At 46.1% G+C, this 13,252-nt stretch carries 12 protein-coding genes; 6 read left to right on the top strand and 6 right to left on the bottom strand.

What is annotated here, in order from left to right:
* Nucleotides 1-8: 8 nt before the first annotated feature.
* On the top strand, nt 9-1,418 hold the full coding sequence (locus THICY_RS01285; protein WP_013834811.1) for an FAD-dependent oxidoreductase: 1,410 nt from the start codon (nt 9-11) through the stop codon (nt 1,416-1,418).
* A gap of 53 nt (nt 1,419-1,471) precedes the next feature.
* Here the strand turns inward: THICY_RS01285 and ilvC are convergent, their stop codons facing one another.
* The 4 genes from ilvC to orn form a co-directional block, all read right to left on the bottom strand.
* Nucleotides 1,472-2,488 (bottom strand): ketol-acid reductoisomerase, encoded by a 1,017-nt coding sequence (gene ilvC, locus THICY_RS01280; protein ID WP_013834810.1) that lies wholly within the window; start codon nt 2,486-2,488, stop codon nt 1,472-1,474.
* A gap of 98 nt (nt 2,489-2,586) precedes the next feature.
* Complete coding sequence (gene ilvN, locus THICY_RS01275; protein WP_013834809.1) at nt 2,587-3,078, bottom strand: acetolactate synthase small subunit; 492 nt, start codon at nt 3,076-3,078, stop codon at nt 2,587-2,589.
* 5 nt (nt 3,079-3,083) lie between these two features.
* Nucleotides 3,084-4,781, bottom strand: a complete 1,698-nt coding sequence (locus tag THICY_RS01270; protein WP_013834808.1) for an acetolactate synthase 3 large subunit — start codon at nt 4,779-4,781, stop codon at nt 3,084-3,086.
* A gap of 167 nt (nt 4,782-4,948) precedes the next feature.
* Nucleotides 4,949-5,494: an oligoribonuclease gene (gene orn / locus THICY_RS01265; RefSeq protein ID WP_013834807.1), complete on the bottom strand. Its 546-nt coding sequence runs from the start codon at nt 5,492-5,494 to the stop codon at nt 4,949-4,951.
* Between the two features lie 105 nt (nt 5,495-5,599).
* Between orn and THICY_RS01260 the strand changes: the two genes are divergently transcribed.
* Genes THICY_RS01260 through rsgA form a run of 3 tightly spaced genes read left to right on the top strand, consistent with a single transcriptional unit; the run spans nt 5,600 to nt 8,241 of the window.
* The gene (locus THICY_RS01260; protein ID WP_013834806.1) at nt 5,600-6,862 is read left to right on the top strand and encodes a M48 family metallopeptidase; all 1,263 of its coding nucleotides are present in this window, start codon (nt 5,600-5,602) and stop codon (nt 6,860-6,862) included.
* A gap of 12 nt (nt 6,863-6,874) precedes the next feature.
* Nucleotides 6,875-7,216: a 4a-hydroxytetrahydrobiopterin dehydratase gene (locus tag THICY_RS01255; RefSeq protein ID WP_013834805.1), complete on the top strand. Its 342-nt coding sequence runs from the start codon at nt 6,875-6,877 to the stop codon at nt 7,214-7,216.
* An 8-nt stretch (nt 7,217-7,224) separates the two neighbouring features.
* Entirely contained in the window at nt 7,225-8,241 is a 1,017-nt protein-coding gene (rsgA, locus tag THICY_RS01250; RefSeq protein ID WP_013834804.1) for a ribosome small subunit-dependent GTPase A, read from the top strand.
* Here rsgA and THICY_RS08805 read toward each other — a convergent pair.
* Nucleotides 8,206-8,379, bottom strand: a complete 174-nt coding sequence (locus THICY_RS08805; RefSeq protein ID WP_013834803.1) for a hypothetical protein — start codon at nt 8,377-8,379, stop codon at nt 8,206-8,208. The genes rsgA and THICY_RS08805 overlap by 36 nt on opposite strands.
* Nucleotides 8,380-8,595: 216 nt before the next feature.
* Here THICY_RS08805 and THICY_RS01245 point away from each other — a divergent pair, with 216 nt between their 5' ends.
* Both THICY_RS01245 and THICY_RS01240 read left to right on the top strand, forming a co-directional pair.
* A complete protein-coding gene (locus THICY_RS01245; protein WP_013834802.1) occupies nt 8,596-8,901 on the top strand; it encodes a c-type cytochrome in 306 nt (101 codons plus the stop codon).
* 85 nt (nt 8,902-8,986) lie between these two features.
* Nucleotides 8,987-9,298, top strand: coding sequence for a c-type cytochrome (locus tag THICY_RS01240; RefSeq protein WP_013834801.1), 312 nt, complete (start codon nt 8,987-8,989; stop codon nt 9,296-9,298).
* A 78-nt stretch (nt 9,299-9,376) separates the two neighbouring features.
* Here THICY_RS01240 and THICY_RS01235 read toward each other — a convergent pair whose 3' ends face one another.
* A complete protein-coding gene (locus THICY_RS01235) occupies nt 9,377-13,237 on the bottom strand; it encodes a DUF3683 domain-containing protein (protein WP_013834800.1) in 3,861 nt (1,286 codons plus the stop codon).
* Between the last annotated feature and the right edge of the window lie 15 nt (nt 13,238-13,252).

Raw genomic sequence — 13,252 nt, 5'->3', positions numbered from 1 at the left:
CTCTATAGATGCCAAACGTAAGACAATTTTTAGAACTAGACCGCCAGCTACCCAAAAAACTTGAAGCCGCTGAGCGTCGCCAAAATTTTGAAGAAATTTACACCGACTTTGATGCCGCAGAAGCTATGGCTCAAGCAGATCGCTGTCTACACTGCGGTAACCCTTACTGCGAATGGGCGTGTCCGGTACACAACTACATTCCCAACTGGCTAAAACTGGTTGCCGAAGGCAATGTAATGGAAGCGGTCGAGCTGTCCCATAAGACCAACTCATTACCTGAAATGTGTGGTCGTATTTGTCCGCAAGACCGCCTATGTGAGCAGGCCTGCACTCTGAACGACACCAATTTTGGAGCCGTTACTATTGGAGCCGTCGAACGCTATATCAGTGATGTTGCGATTGCAACTGGTTGGCTACCTGATATGTCTGATGTTGTTAAAACAGACAAGAAAGTCGCTATTATTGGTGCAGGACCAGCAGGCCTGGCAGCAGCCGATGTATTGGTTAGAAATGGTGTTCAGGCCGTTGTTTTTGACAAGCAACCTGAAATTGGCGGTCTACTCACCTTTGGCATTCCACAATTTAAGCTTGATAAGAAAGTTATAGAACATCGCCGCCGCGTATTCGCACATATGGGTGTAGAATTTCGACTTGGTGTAGAAGTGGGCAAAGATATCCCTTTTGAAACCCTTATCAACGACTATGATGCCGTATTCCTTGGCATGGGCACCTACAAACCGATGCGCGGTGATTTTCCTGGTGAAAACTTACCTGGTGTTTACAAGGCACTCGACTTCCTGGTTGGTAATGTGAAAAATGAACTGGGTCTTGAACAATCACCGGAACCCTATGTCAGCATGGCAGGCAAACGCGTTGTCGTTCTAGGCGGCGGCGACACTACGATGGATTGCACGCGTACCTCTATTCGCCAGGGCGCCAGTGAGGTATATTGCGTTTATCGTCGTGATGAAGAAAATATGCCCGGTTCACGTGCTGAAGTTAAAAACGCGAAGGAAGAAGGTGTGCAGTTTAAGTTTAATCTTGCGCCGGTTGAAATTATTGGCACCGATAAGGTTGAGGGGATTAAGGTCATTCAAACCCGCATGGGTGAGCCAGATGAAAAAGGTCGACGCCGTGCCGAAACAGTACCTGGTTCGGAAACCGTTATTCCGTGCGATGCCGTTGTTGTTGCCTTTGGTTTTAAGCCTAATCCACCCGCTTGGTTCAAAAACTATAATATTGAACTGAATAGCTGGGAAGGCGTAGTCGCTTCAAAAGACACCTTGTATCCGTTCCAGACCAGCAACCCCAAAATTTTTGCCGGTGGTGACATGGTTCGTGGTTCGAGTTTGGTTGTTCATGCCATTGCTGAGGCTCGCGATGCGGCCGAAGGCATCTTGGATTACCTAGAGGTATAAATTAAAAAGGCTCCATAAGGAGCCTTTTTATTATCAGCGGATAAAAACAGAACTTAGTTCTTATCTTTATCTACGATTTTGTTCGCTTGAATCCATGGCATCATCGAGCGCAACTGCTCACCGACTACTTCAATTGGATGTTCAGCATTCATACGACGCATTGCAGTCATTTCTGGATAGTTGGTCATACCTTCAAGAATGAAACGCTTCGCATACTCACCGCTTTGGATGTTATATAGTGCTTCACGCATCGCCATACGGCTTTCTTCGTTGATAACCTGTGGACCAGTAACATACTCACCATACTCTGCGTTGTTAGAGATTGAGTAGTTCATGTTGGCAATACCACCTTCATACATCAAGTCAACAATCAGCTTTAACTCGTGTAGACACTCAAAGTAGGCCATTTCAGGAGCATAGCCCGCTTCAACCAGAGTTTCGAAGCCCATCTTAACCAATTCAACCGCACCACCACATAGAACCGCTTGCTCACCAAACAGATCCGTTTCACACTCTTCACGGAAAGTCGTTTCGATAATACCAGTACGACCACCGCCTACACCAGAAGCGTAAGAAAGCGCGATAGACTTAGCCTTACCAGAAACGTCTTGGTGAACTGCGATCAAATCTGGGATACCGCCGCCTTTAACAAATTCAGAACGAACTGTGTGACCTGGCGCTTTAGGTGCAATCATGATAACGTCAAGATCGGCACGTGGCACAACTTGGTTATAAAGAATCGCGAAACCGTGAGCAAAAGCTAATACCGCACCTTTTTTCAGGTTTGGTTCAATTTCGTTTTTGTAAAGAACAGACTGGAATTCATCTGGAGTTAGGATCATAACCAAATCGGCATTCGCTACAGCACTAGGAACATCAGCGGTTTTTAGACCATAACCTTCCGCTTTCTTAATAGATGATGAACCTGGGCGCAAACCAACCGTTACATCAACACCTGAGTCTTGTAGGTTAGCGGCGTGAGCATGGCCTTGCGAACCAAAACCGATAATCGCGACCCTCATGCCACGAATGATAGAAAGATCACAATCTTTATCGTAATAAACTTGCATGGTTATTCCTTTGAAATTAAAAGGGTTAAAGAAAAAATTTGGACAATTATAACCTAGTCTCAAACGAATTGCTTAAGACCAGGCTTGCTAGGATGTGGTTAGAGCTGGAGACACTTCTCGCCGCGCATAATACCCATTGCGCCCGATCGAACTGTTTCCATAATCAAAGCAGGATCGATGGCCGAAACAAACGCGTCTAACTTTTGGGTTTCACCGACTAATTGGACGGTATAAGTAGTTGCAGTAACATCCACAATCGTTCCGCGGAAGATGTCCGTTAGACGAACCAATTCCTCACGGAAGGCACCTTGCGCAGTGAGTTTTATCAGCATCAATTCGCGTTCAATGTGAGGACCGTCGGTTAAATCAACGACCTTAACCACATCAATCAGACGATTGAGGTGTTTGACAATTTGCTCAATTTGCTGTTCCGTGCCACTAGTAACGAGGGTTAAGCGAGACAAAGACTCTTCTTCCGTTGGCGCAACGGTTAGGGCGTGAATGTTGTAGCCACGCGCCGAAAAAAGGCCTGCCACACGCGATAGTGCTCCTGACTCATTTTCAATGAGCATCGAAATTATATGTTTCATAAGACTTACACCAAAATCATTTCGTTTTGTCCGGCACCGGCTGGAATCATAGGATAGACGTTCTCTTGCGGATCAGTCAGGATATCAATAAAGACTAAACGATCCTTCAAGGCAAACGCCTCTTCGAGCTGTTGCCGCATTGTTTTTGGATCATCGATGCGCACACCAACATGGCCATAAGATTCCGTCAGCTTGACAAAATCTGGCAAAGAATCCATATACGACATCGAGTAACGACGATCGTAAAAGAACTCTTGCCACTGACGAACCATGCCAAGATAGCCGTTATTCAAACTAACAATTTTGATCGGTAAACCATATTGCAAACAGGTTGATAGCTCCTGAATATTCATCTGAATAGAACCTTCACCGGTTATACAAACAACCGTTGCATCAGGCAACGCCATTTGAACACCCATAGCCGCCGGCAAACCGAAGCCCATGGTGCCCAAACCACCAGAGTTAATCCAGCGGCGTGGTTTCTCGAACGTATAATATTGAGCCGCAAACATTTGATGTTGACCCACGTCTGACGTGACATACGCATCGCCTTTGGTCACTTCCCATACAGCTTTTACCGCAGCTTGTGGCTTAATTTTTGTACCGCTCTCATCAAACTTAAGGCAGTTCATCTCACGCCATTCAGCAATTTGCGCCCACCAAGCGTCCAATGCTTCTTTATTACGGCCTTTTTCAAGCTTAGCAAGATGTTGATTCATCTCAGCAACTACCTGTTTAACGGGACCAACAATTGGCACATCCACCATGACATTCTTTGAGATTGACGCTGGATCAATATCGACATGAATGATTTTGGCGGTTGGACAAAACTTCTCGATATTTCCGGTGACACGATCGTCAAAACGCGAACCGATAGCAATCAACACATCACAATGATGCATGGCCAAATTTGCCTCATAGGTACCGTGCATACCAAGCATGCCAAGGTTTTGCTGGTCTTGCGCAGGATAGGCTCCAAGCCCCATTAGTGTTTGGGTTATCGGATAACCCAAAGATTTGACCAGTGACACCAACTCCTCTGACGCATCACCCAAGACCACACCGCCTCCGGTATAGAAAATAGGTCGCTCGGCAGAGAGCATGAGCTCTACCGCTTTTTTTATTTGACCGCTATGACCTTTTGTTACAGGTAAGTAGGAGCGCAGCTCAACTTCTTGTGTATAAACATAGGTGCTTGTGGCGTTTTGTACATCTTTGGGAATGTCAACAACAACCGGGCCTGGTCGACCCGTGGTAGCAATATAGAAGGCTTTTTTGAGCGTAATTGCTAGATCTTTAACATCCTTAACTAAGAAATTATGCTTCACAATGGGACGGGTAATGCCTACGGTATCTACTTCCTGAAACGCATCCAAACCAATCAAGCTGGTTGGCACTTGTCCAGTAAACACTATCATAGGAATCGAATCCATGTAGGCTGTCGCAATACCTGTAACAGTATTGGTTGCCCCAGGTCCCGATGTCACCAGTACCACACCTGGCTTACCTGTAGAGCGGGCGTATCCATCAGCTGCGTGCACAGCTGCTTGTTCGTGACGCACGAGAATATGTTTCAATTCTTTTGCATCGGTATCCAGTGCGTCGTAAATGGGCAATGCCGCGCCGCCTGGATAACCCCATATATGCTCTACCCCCTCATCCTCTAAAAAATGAACGAGAATTTGGGCACCAGTTAGTTCCACAATAATGGTCCTCCATTGACTGAAATGCTGAGTATTAGCAGCATCTCGACGAATAAAATTTGAAAAGTTGTTAATTATAACGAAATTAACGCAATTTGCGAAACAAAATTACCTTTTAAAGTCAATAGACACGATGCAAGATAATTTCCTACTATTTTACTCGGAAATTAAGCTTTTGGAAACAATTGTTCGCGGTAATAACGCAATTCAGCAATGGATTCATAAATATCGTCTAATGCCAGGTGAGCATTCTTTTTTTTAAAACCACTGTAGATACTGGGATACCAACGTTTAGCTAATTCTTTGATACTACTGACATCAAGATTACGATAATGAAAATAGGCTTCTAAATTAGGCATATCCACCGCTAAAAATCGGCGGTCTTGACAGATACTATTACCGCACATAGGCGACTGCCCTTTACTCACAAACTGCGACAAAAACTCAACGGTGGCTTGTTCGGCCTCGGCCAGTGTCACCTTGCTGGCTTGCACCCGCGCCGTTAATCCGGATGCACCATGCGTTTTTTGGCACCAAGCATCCATTTTGGCCAACTCCGCTTCGGGAGTGGCAATTGCCATTACTGGTCCCTCGGCTAATAGGTTTAAATTAGCGTCTGTTACCACCGTCGCAATTTCTATGGTTTTGTGAAACCCAGGCTCTAAGCCAGTCATTTCTAAATCAATCCACACTAAATTGGTATCAGATTTCATAACTTTTCCGTTTTGACATAGAATAATCGACCATAATACCTGTTATTCGTTTTTGACAAAAGCTAAGACATTAACTTGGCATAGCGCCTATCGAGGAGCCTATTCATGAATTTAGTCAGTATTTTGTTTTTAATCAGCTGGGCAGCCAACCTTGTTATTGAGTTAGTCCTCAACATTAAAAACCAACTTCACATTGCCTTACATAAAGAGGCGGTTCCAGAAGCGTTTGCCGAAACTGTAGATCTTGCTGCCCACCAAAAGGCCGCCGACTATAGTCGAGAGAAGCTCCAGCTGGCCCGTTTTATTTTATTTTTTGATGCCGCGTTAATCCTTATAATGACCCTAGGTGGTGGCTTTCAAGACATCTACCATATTTGGCAAGGCTTTGAGCTAGCCCCCATTTGGCAAGATGTCGGTTTTTTATTATTTACATTCTGGTTTTTAGCGCTACTCCATTTGCCATTCAGCCTCATTAGCACCTTTAAAATTGAAGCTAAATTTGGTTTCAATCGCACCAGCCCTACACAATTTATCAGCGACTTGGTCAAACAATGGTTGCTGATGTTCGTTCTTGGCTTACCGTTACTGTGGATTATTGTGTTGTTAATGAACAGCTTTATTGACCAGGCCTGGTGGGTTGCTGTCTGGGCAGTATGGATGGCCTTTAATCTCGTGCTGCTATGGGCTTACCCAAAATGGATTGCCCCCTTGTTTAACAAGTTCACTCCGTTAGAAGACGGCGAGATGAAGCAACGTATTGAAGCTTTGCTAGAACGCACAGGGTTTGAATCGAATGGCATTTTTGTGATGGACGGTTCATCGCGATCCGGCCATGGCAACGCCTACTTTACCGGCATGGGCAAAAATAAACGCATTGTGTTTTTTGATACCTTGTTAGAAAAGCTCAGTATTGATGAGGTGGAAGCAGTGTTGGCGCATGAGCTCGGACACTTCAAACATGGCCACATTAAAAAACGATTAATTATGAGTGCGCTGCTGAGTTTAGCAGGCATGGCACTCCTTGGTTGGCTAGTGCACTGGCCAGCATTTTATGCCGGGCTCGGCATCACCACGCCAAGCCCGGCAGCCGCTTTATTACTCTTTGTAACTGCGGTACCACTGGTGTTCTTTTTTCTGGGTCCTATAATGGCGGTTCAAAGCCGCAAGGATGAATTTGAAGCCGATGCCTTCGCCGCTAAGCACGTGGGCTCTAATCACTTGATTAGCGCTTTGTTAAAGCTGTATCGCGATAATGCCAGCAGTCTTACCCCAGACCCTAGCTACTCGGCTTATCATGACAGCCACCCACCGGCGAAGATTCGAATTGACCACTTAAAATCATTAGCCGTAACCCCCACGCAAGGATAGAGGAGCGACCTTATGACCGATTTACCCGATCTGATCAATCAGCACTGCTCAGATATTCCACCAGGCACTAAGGGGCTGGTTATTCCTACCATCGAAAGCTATTTAAATATGCTACCTGGTTGGGACGTCAGCTTAGATTTCTCGAGTCTGAACAAAACCTTTAAATTTAAAAACTACCATCAGACGCTCGCATTTATCAATGCCGTCGCTTGGATAGCACACCAGGAAGATCATCATCCGGATATCCAGTTTGGCTACAACCAGTGTGTAATCACCTTAAAAACACACAGCATTAAGGGTTTAAGTCAAAATGACGTCATTATGGCGGCGAAAATTAATGCGTTATTTACGTAAATCTCGCCATGAGTAAACGTAAGCTGAGTCTTCAGCAACAACGCCGCATGACCAAGCAACGCATTAAAACGGCAGAGCAACCGATTGAAGGGCTGTCAGCAGGCCTGGTTATTACCAACTTTGGTCAGCGACTGTTGGTAGAAGCCGAAGATGGCGCCATCCATAATTGTGCCGTTCGCCAGCACCTAGGCAAGCTCGTAGCCGGTGATCGCGTTTTTTGGGAAGCCGATGGTGAAAGTGGTCGTGGGATTGTCAGTGCCGTATCACCTCGCTACAGTGAACTTACCAGACCTGGTTTTCGAGGTCAGACTCGGATGGTTGCTGCCAATATTGATGTGATTGGCATTGTCGCGCCAATAGAGCCTGGCGTACACCCTGACATGATTGACCGCTACCTCGTTGCCGCCGCGCAGTTGGATATTCCTGTTGCGCTAATCATTAACAAAATTGATTTACTTCAGACAGATGATGCTTGGGATAACTTAGCTGAAATCTTGCTTCCCTATGATGAAATGGGCATTGATATCATAACGGTCTCGGCACATTTAGCCGATGGCTTGGATGATATTGAACAGTTTTTAAATCAAAAAACATCGGTATTTGTAGGTCCGTCGGGGGCCGGTAAATCCTCATTAATTAATGCACTGATCCCTGACCTAGCTATTCGCACGAGCTCACTATCTTCGGCGACCGGCTTGGGCGTTCATACCACCACCAATAGCATCTTGTACCATCTGCGCTGCGGTGGTGACATTATTGACTCACCTGGCGTCCGCCGCTTTACCCCTGCCCCTTGTGATCTGTCGGAACTTGAGAGCTATTATGCCGATTTTGCCCCATATTTGGGGCAGTGTCGTTTTGACAATTGCACCCATCAACATGAACCAGACTGTGCGATTCGTCAGGCCGTTGAAGAGGGCGACATTGCTGAAACACGCTTCAACAGCTTTCAAGGAATGCGCCAAGCGTTTACAGACCCATCAAAAAACTCAGGCGGCCAAAAACACCGAGATAAAATAAAGTAAACCGGCCGTTAAGCCAATGACCATGACCCAAAACAAAAACACCCAGGCCAAAGGCTTCGGGTTATTAATCAATTTTAATACATACCAGCTAGCAAACGTTGCCAACATTACCAATAACCAAATTTTTATTAATGCCATTTAACACTTCTCCTTTTAACCGACTAACTATTTTAGATGGTTTCTACAGCAAAAAAGAAGATATTCGTCTATTAACTACATTGCTTATGCTTCGCGTAAAAACCATGAACATGCTATTCAATAACCATGACTTAACTTGACTCAATTGAGTGATTAAGGTCTAATATTAATAGGGATTTCCCTAAAATTTTTTGTCGTGCTTTAGGAGAGTGCAAAATGAAAAAAACAATCTTAGCTGCAACAGCTGCGGGGTTAATGACTTTTGGTATGGCCGCTCAAGCGGGTGACGTACAAGCTGGTCAAGGTGCATACGCTACTTGTATGGGTTGCCATGGTATGCAAGGTCAAGGTGGTGTAGGTCCAGCGGTTGCTGGTCGTGACGCTGATGAGCTTGCTAACCTATTAAAGCGCTACCGTGCTGGTGAGCAAGTTGGTCCTATGACAGGTGTCATGGCACCTTCAGCGGCAAGTCTTTCTGACGCTGATATCGCTAACCTAGCTGCTTATATGGCTTCTTTGTAAGTTAATCGCCGCTAAACCGCCTGTATTAACAGGCGGTTTTTACTTTGTGAAACAGAATGTTTCAACTAAAGGCATGGAGAAAACAATGAATAAAAAAAGTATGGTTCTAGCTGTTTCATTAGGCTTCATGACTGCTACAAACGTAGCCGTTGCCCAAATGGCTCAACAGCCTGCGAAATTAAACACCTGTATTGGTTGTCATGGTGCCGATGGTATCAGTGTAGTACCTAACTTCCCAAAACTTGCCGGTCAGCACGCAGCTTACCTTGAAAAAGCGTTGAAAGATTATCGCGACGGTTTCAGACGAGATGAATCCATGGCGGCTTTTGCCCGTGGCTTAACCGACGAAGAAATTCGTGAACTCGCAGAATATTATTCACAGCAAACACCACGATAATATTTGGTTATAACGATGTGAAGTAAAAAGCCCCAATTCGGGGCTTTTTTATTGGTTTGATTACAAACGCTACACTACTTAAAGTAGCACACGATCAATCCCCTCTGATTGCACGCTCGTAATAAAATCCTTCTTCCATTCTTTACCCATCAGGTTATTGGCCAACTCAACCACGATATAGTCCGTTTTTAAGCCAGTATCGTCTTGATAACGGTTTAACCCTTGCTGACAAGCCGGGCAGGACGTTAGCAACTTGACATTGCCATTGACCGCTTTGTCTGCGCCCGTTAGGTCTTGTATGCCCTTTCTCAGCTCTTCTTCTTTCCGGAAGCGTAACTGATTGGCAATATCCGGTCTTGCGGTGGCTAGGGTACCGGCCTCACTGCAGCACCGATCATTCAGCGGCACATTGATTCCTGTTAATTCTGAAGCCACTTTGGTGGAGTCATATTTTTTCATCGGATCATGACACGGGGCGTGATACATATATTGCACCCCATTGGTTGATTCCATTTTCACGCCCTTTTCCATTAGATATTCGTGGATATCCAATAGCCGACAACCTGGGAAAATTTGCTCAAATTCATACTTCAATAACTGATCCATACAGGTACCACAGGACACCAACACGGTTTTAATATCCATATAGTTGAGGGTATTGGCCACCCGATGGAATAGTGCACGGTTTTCTGTGGTGATTTGTGCGCCTTTCGCCGCTTGGCCTGCGGCGGTCTGTGGATAGCCACAACATAAATAGCCTGGCGGTAAAATGGTTTGTGCGCCGGTTTCATACAGCATCGCCAAGGTTGCCATACTGATATCACTAAACAAGCGCTCCGAGCCACACCCCGGGAAGTAAAACACCGCTTCAGAGTCTTCGGTAGTTTTATGTGGATCCCGCAGAATCGGCACAATGGTGCGATCCTCTAATGCTAATAAGGCGCGCATGGTCGGCTGATTAGGCCCCGTGTCTAGCGGTTTGCGCACAAAATGAATCACCTGTTGCGTCACCGGCGTGGTACCGGTTGATTTCGCCGGTAACGATTCTTTCCGTCCTAACAGACCGGTCCATTTTGCTAGCCTATGCCCCATTCGCTGGCCCAACGCCCCCCAACCGATCATGGTGGTGCGGAGCAACTTCACCAGGCCTGGTTGCCCGGAATTAAGATAGAACAAGGCGGCCTTGGTCCCTAGGCTGACTTTTTTCTGGCCCATATCGGTTAGAATCTTACGCATGCGAATCGACACATCACCAAAGTCGATATCAACCGGACAAGGGGTTTCACACTTATGGCAGGTGGTGCAATGGTCGGCCACGTCATTCATGGCATCAAAATGATGCAATGAAATACCCCGACGGGTTTGCTCTTCATATAAGAAGGCTTCAATCACCTGACCGGTCGCTAAAATTTTATTACGCGGCGAATAAAGCAAATTGGCTCGTGGAATATGGGTCTGACACACCGGCTTACATTTACCACAACGCAAACAATCCTTAATGTCGTTATTGAGCTGGTCGAGCTCACTGGCTTCAAGAATCAACGCCTCTTGTTTGACCAATGACAAGGAGGGGGTATAGGCATTATGCAAACCGGAGCCGGGCATAAGTTTGCCCTTATTAAAATGACCATTCGGGTCAACTTTGTTTTTGTAGTCAACAAACGCTTGGATTTTTTCCGGTGCCAAGAATTCAATTTTGGTTAAGCCTATACCATGCTCACCCGAAATCACGCCGCCTAATTCGGTCGCAAGTTTCATCACTTGCTCAACCACGGCTTCCGCTTGGTGAATCATGCGATAGTTGTTCGAGTGGACCGGAATATTAGTATGGATATTGCCGTCACCGGCGTGCATGTGCAATGCAACAAACAAGCGCGCATTGCGTATATCAAAGTGCAATTCTTTTAACCGCTTCATCATCGGCTCAAAATCATGCCCCATAAAGGTTTGTTTCAGAAAATCTAACACTTCACGACGATAGGACACCACGAGATCACGCCGTAAAATCAATTTAACCAAGGATTCATTATCACGAATTAAGGTACGCGCTGATTCATCCATTAAATCTAAAAACTGCTCAGCTGGCTTATCTAAGCCATCATTAAACGCCTGCCATTTCCGCCTTACATTCGACAAATGCGCCAGGGTCGCATCAACCTTGGTTTTAAAATAAGCCGCCGGATCGCCTTGCGAATCTTCAAAGTCATCTTCCAGGGTATATTCTGGCATATCGCCGTTAAAATAGGTTTCCAAGGCATCGAGTATCTCGACCTTGTTTTGGAGCGACATTTCAATATTGATGCGCTCAATCCCTTCGTTGTATTCATTGAGACGCGGCAACGGAATCACCACGTCTTCATTGATTTTAAACGCATTGGTATGGGCCGAAATGGCCGCAGTACGTGAACGGTCTAACCAGAAACGTTTGCGTGCTTCGGCACTGACTGCAACAAAGCCTTCGGCGTTACGTTTTTTAGCCAGCTCAACGATTTCTTGACAGGTTTTAGCGACTTCAAAGCCATTATCACCGGCAATATCGCCCAGCAAAATCATTTTCGGTAGTTCCCGACGATTCGCCTTGGTGTTGTACTTCACCGCCCGCACATAGCGCTCATCCAAATGTTCCAAACCGGCCAACAATATACCCTGGGCTTTTTTGCTTTCGATATAGTCGGTGATTTCAACGATAGCCGGCACCGCGAGACTTAAATCGGTACCAAAGAATTCCAAACACACGGTACGGATATGCTCCGGCATCCGATGCAAAATAAACCGCGCCGACGTAATTAAACCGTCGCAGCCTTCCTTTTGCACACCGGGCAACCCACTTAAAAACTTATCGGTGACATCCTTACCCAGGCCTGCTTGACGAAACGCCGAACCGGGAATATCCAAGCGTTCAATCTCGCCGCGTGGGGTTTTGCCATCAGATTCATAGCGATGCAGTTCAAAACTCACAGTGGCTTGGTCTTGCAGTTTGCCGAGATTGTGATTAACCCGCACCACTTCCAACCAACTGGCATCCGGCATCACCATTTTCCAGGATGCCAAATTATCCAGGGTCGTACCCCAGAGCACGGCTTTTTTGCCGCCGGCGTTCATGGAAATATTGCCGCCAATGGTCGAGGCATCATGCGAGGTGGGATCAACAGCGAAAACCAAACCATTGCGTTCGGCCAATTCGGTTACCCGCTTGGTGACCACCCCGGCTCCGGTACGCACTGTAGGCACTTTAACGCCTACACCCGGCAACTCTACTTTTTCGACCATGCTCAAAAATTCAAGCTTTTCAGTATTGATGACCGCCGTATTGGCTTCAAGCGGAATCGCGCCACCAGTATAACCTGTGCCACCCCCTCGCGGAATAATCACCAGCCCCAACTCAATACAGGCCGCAACGATATCCGCCGTTTCCTGTTCAGTATCCGGACTAATCACCACCAAAGGTAACTCCACCCGCCAGTCAGTAGCATCGGTTGCATGAGAAACACGAGCCAAGCCGCCAAAATCAACATTATCCAAACGGGTGATTTTCTTTAAACGCTTGCTGACCTTTTGGCGCAAAGCAATCTGCTGTGGAAACCAGTCTTTAAAGCGTTTAACCGCTTCTTTGACTTCATCTAACAGTGACTCAGCCAGTTTGTTATTATTTAAGCGAGCTTCAACTTGATTTAAACGATGATGCAAAGCATCGACTAATCCCTGGCGACGCTTGGCATTTTCCAGCAGATCATCCTGAATATACGGATTACGAGTAACAACCCACATATCACCCAACACCTCAAACAGCATTTGAGCCGAACGACCTGTGCCGCGACTTTCGCGCAGTTGCTCAATCGTTTGCCAGCCCGACTCGCCTATAAAACGCATCACAATTTCACGATCTGAAAAGGACGTATAGTTATAAGGAATCTCTCGAATACGTTTGCTTGTTTTCATAACAGGGCTCATTAA

Source organism: Thiomicrospira cyclica ALM1 (assembly GCF_000214825.1).
Lineage (GTDB): Bacteria > Pseudomonadota > Gammaproteobacteria > Thiomicrospirales > Thiomicrospiraceae > Thiomicrospira > Thiomicrospira cyclica.
The sequence above is the reverse complement of the archived record's forward strand: the minus strand, read 5'-3'. Positions and strand labels throughout refer to the sequence as shown.